This is a genomic window from Bacteroides sp. 1_1_30, from assembly GCF_020982715.1.
GTDB classification, from domain to species: domain Bacteria; phylum Bacteroidota; class Bacteroidia; order Bacteroidales; family Bacteroidaceae; genus Bacteroides; species Bacteroides xylanisolvens.
Genome location: NZ_JAJKHN010000173.1, coordinates 1 through 3,221 on the forward strand (window position 1 = coordinate 1; position 3,221 = coordinate 3,221).

At 52.0% G+C, this 3,221-nt stretch carries 4 protein-coding genes and 1 pseudogene; 1 reads left to right on the top strand and 4 read right to left on the bottom strand.

Going from position 1 to position 3,221, the window contains the following annotated elements:
- Positions 1-662 (top strand): hypothetical protein (locus LPH68_RS25755; protein ID WP_230297237.1); only part of this gene is annotated, 662 nt, incomplete at its 5' end.
- On the opposite strand, the gene LPH68_RS25760 is transcribed toward LPH68_RS25755, so the two are convergent.
- From LPH68_RS25760 to LPH68_RS25775, 4 genes and pseudogenes are all read right to left on the bottom strand, one after another.
- On the bottom strand, positions 652-1,239 hold the full coding sequence (locus LPH68_RS25760; protein ID WP_230297238.1) for a hypothetical protein: 588 nt from the start codon (positions 1,237-1,239) through the stop codon (positions 652-654). The genes LPH68_RS25755 and LPH68_RS25760 overlap by 11 nt on opposite strands.
- A 161-nt stretch (positions 1,240-1,400) precedes the next feature.
- On the bottom strand, positions 1,401-2,057 hold the full coding sequence (locus tag LPH68_RS25765; protein ID WP_230297239.1) for a hypothetical protein: 657 nt from the start codon (positions 2,055-2,057) through the stop codon (positions 1,401-1,403).
- Between the two features lie 87 nt (positions 2,058-2,144).
- The gene (locus tag LPH68_RS25770; protein WP_195589133.1) at positions 2,145-2,735 is read right to left on the bottom strand and encodes a tyrosine-type recombinase/integrase; all 591 of its coding nucleotides are present in this window, start codon (positions 2,733-2,735) and stop codon (positions 2,145-2,147) included.
- A 2-nt stretch (positions 2,736-2,737) separates the two neighbouring features.
- Positions 2,738-3,221: pseudogene (locus LPH68_RS25775) on the bottom strand (DUF932 domain-containing protein); the annotation flags it as partial.

The window sequence follows — 3,221 nt, forward strand, 5'->3', positions numbered from 1 at the left end:
ACAGCCGCATGGAGAATCTCATAGGAATAGAACCGGGCGGGAACAAGCGAGAGGTCATGTTCCGCCATCTTGCGGTAGTATGCCGCAGTCTTGAAACGGGACGGCACGACGGCATCGGTAACAGTGCTCAATATTTTCATCCCGTCGAGCATCCCGTAATAGAACTCTTGAGTCTTTACCTCAACGGGGACATATCCGAGGATAAGACCCGTTTTCATGACGGCGTCTGTCCTGCTGTCCGTGTAATACGGGTCGTAAATATAGCTGTGCAAGGCCAGGTATGCCAGTTGCGCGTCCCAAAGGCGTTCAGGTATGAAGGCGAGAATGTCGAAATCCCCGCGTCCGTTTCGGATGACCGCTTCTGCCATTTCTCGGGTAACCATTGCTTCGGGAACGGCCGTGATATTCTTCGTTTTTTTGCGCGTGGCGTAATCACAGACTGCTCCCGAACGGTACGCCTCCGGGATATTGCGCAGCTCGAAGCTGTGCCAGTTGTCCGTACTGCCCGCGATGATGCGTTCAATACGTTCGGGTGTGAGGAAGCGTCCCGGAATATGGCTCAGCACCTCTATTTCCTTGCTCTCGACGGCTGCCTCCACGATCTCTTCCGTGAACAGGTAGTCCGGCAACCATTCTATGGCCGATACGATGTTATTGTGTAGCATACAGTTTCTTTTTAAGTTTGGATGATCGTACGATTCTCACAAGACGGCTACCGCGGTAGACATAGAGTATCCGGGATTCCCGTTCGGCAAGCTCCTGAAGCTCCTGCCAATGCGGCGTTTCGATCTTCTCGAGTCTGGCACGGTTATTTACATAAACAGTTATCGGCTTCATGCTGTCATGGGAGGACGTATCTTCAACGGAAAGCTGCAGTTCACGTCGTTCGCTCTTGTCTATAATATACCATTTACCACTATCGAACAGGAGGCACGTGTTCTCCATGCGGCTGAAAATGTCCGTGTTGTCCGCGATGCGTGATATGGATTGCTGCCGGGTCTCCCGTCCGTCACGGGTCTTTGAAAAGCAATGGACAATGTCACCGGCCCCTGTCCATTTCCCATAGGGTGACGGTTCCAGTTCATGTATGTCGCCCAGCGAAAGCAGGGCATCCACCCGGCAGTCGTTAGGATAGAATACCCGGAGTTTCCTCACAAGGTCTTTCGAAAGCGTCTCATGGAGCGCCTTGATGTGCCGGACTCTGCCGTCCGGCAACAGTTTCCCGATTTGTATGCTCATTGTCTTGTTTTTTATTAAAGTATAATCTGGCTGCTTTCTTTCTGCCTGCAGTTTTGGTTGGAAATTGATATCTGCCGGATTACTTGCATGCGGTCGCCTGAAAAGGGTGTTTGACCGGCATGACGATGGCCGGAGAGTGTATGGCAAACGGTTCCTTCCCGTCATTTCTTTGCTTTGTCTGGCAGGATTTCCCTGTCGGTTGCCGTACGGCAGAGCATCAGTTTCCCTGAACCGATATGCTTGTACCCTTCCACGAGCTTCCCTTCGGCCAGCATCTTTTCGTAGATCTCACGGATATAGCGCCACGCCGGGGAGGTGTTTGAATAGACGGAACTCTCACGGAACGTCTTGACCCGGAGTTTTTCGACAAGTATCTCCTGCACCTGCTCACGGCTCTTGTACAAGTTTCGGCGTCTGGTGTGGAAGGCTTCGCTGAATATCCCCTCAATGCCCATGGCATGGACTTCGCGATAATACGCCAGTTCTTCCTCTTCCGTCAGGTCGAGGATTTCCCCGTAGGTGTCGGTACGCAGGTATTGGAATGTCGTACCTTGCGTCAGAATCTTCTCGATGCGTTCGATAAGTTCTTTCCTTACGGGACCGGAGAGTTCTTGCGGGTGGCAGTAGAGCCGTGTCTTATCCAGCACGACATCCGGACAACCGCCGTATTTGCGCTCCTCGATTGTGAAGCCGTTTTGCGAGAACAGGCGTCTGATTTCGGCGAAAAATGCCTCTGTCTTTTCCTCTGACATATCATGTCCCCATTCGTAACCGGATTCGATGCGGAAGTAGGTGTCTGTATATATCGGTTTATCCATTTTTACAGTGTTGTTTTTTAGATGTTGTCATATTAAGCATAGCCCGGAAACCAACCATCCGGTTTCCGGGCATCCTTGAGATTGTTGTCAGATACGTATGGAATTGAATACCTTGTCGATGTCCTCCTGCGCCAACCCGATGTAGCGTCGTGTGGTCTCCAGATTGGAATGGCGGAATATCTGGTTGAGCAGGATCAGGGCTTCCGCCGAACGCCCCATCATCTCGTAGACATAGCGCCCGAAGGTCTTGCGGAAGGTATGTGTGGAAAAAGCGCGTATGGGAATTCGGTATCTGACCCGGAACACCTTAAGCAACCGGTTGATGTATTCCAGAGAGTACGGGTTGCCGGTTTGCGGGTTCATGAAAATTAGGTTTTCCACATCGGGGCTGCCCTGCAGCCCGTACAGATGCCGCGTTTTTTCCTGTACATACAGGCTGAACTTCACCATACGGCTCTTGCGGGTTTTCTTCTCCGTCTTTACCAGCCGGTTGCGGCCGAGCACGTCTTTCCATCGCAGTGTACGTACGTCCGAAGCCCGGAATGCCGTACAGAATGACAGCCAGCAGTAGGTCGCCCACAGGTATTCACCGTCTTTTTCCAATGCATCGAGCAATTTTCGGAACATATCCATGGGAAGGTAGTCCGCTGTTGTCAGTTGTCCTCTGATGCGGGTCATGGTCAGGCTTCAGGCAGGTTTTCCGAGAGCATCAGCTCGGCCAATGCCCCGTTCTGGGGAATCATGGCTGGAATGTCCGTACGGCCGGGTTTGTAGATTTCGGTTGCCACGTTATAGATGTCCCACGCTGTAAGTGTTTTCTTCTCCTCGGCAAGTTTGAGCAGATCCTCGGTAAAAATTGAAATTTGGGACTGGTTGAGCGGGTAGGTTTCCACCTTGGAAGAGAGGCGTTTGTCGGAACTGTCATGTGATACGCGCAAGGCGGTCAGCAGGCCGATGTAGGCGTACATTCCCACGGGAGTAATCACTTTCGCTTTCAGACGGCGGATACGTTCCCGGTCCTCGTTCATCTGCACTTCGAAGTTAGACAACCATTCATCCACGCGCTCGAAAAGCTGTTCGGTGGAGACCTTTTCTTTCCCATAGTTCGAAACGCTGCGTTCGGGAGAGAGGATGCACTGGTTGTGGCACACTTTAACGCAGGGG

Bases quoted from the DNA above. Each gene is read 5' to 3' on its own strand.
- LPH68_RS25760 (WP_230297238.1), bottom strand. From the start codon at position 1,239: ATGAGCATACAAATCGGGAAACTGTTGCCGGACGGCAGAGTCCGGCAC.
- LPH68_RS25765 (WP_230297239.1), bottom strand. From the start codon at position 2,057: ATGGATAAACCGATATATACAGACACCTACTTCCGCATCGAATCCGGT.
- LPH68_RS25770 (WP_195589133.1), bottom strand. From the start codon at position 2,735: ATGACCCGCATCAGAGGACAACTGACAACAGCGGACTACCTTCCCATG.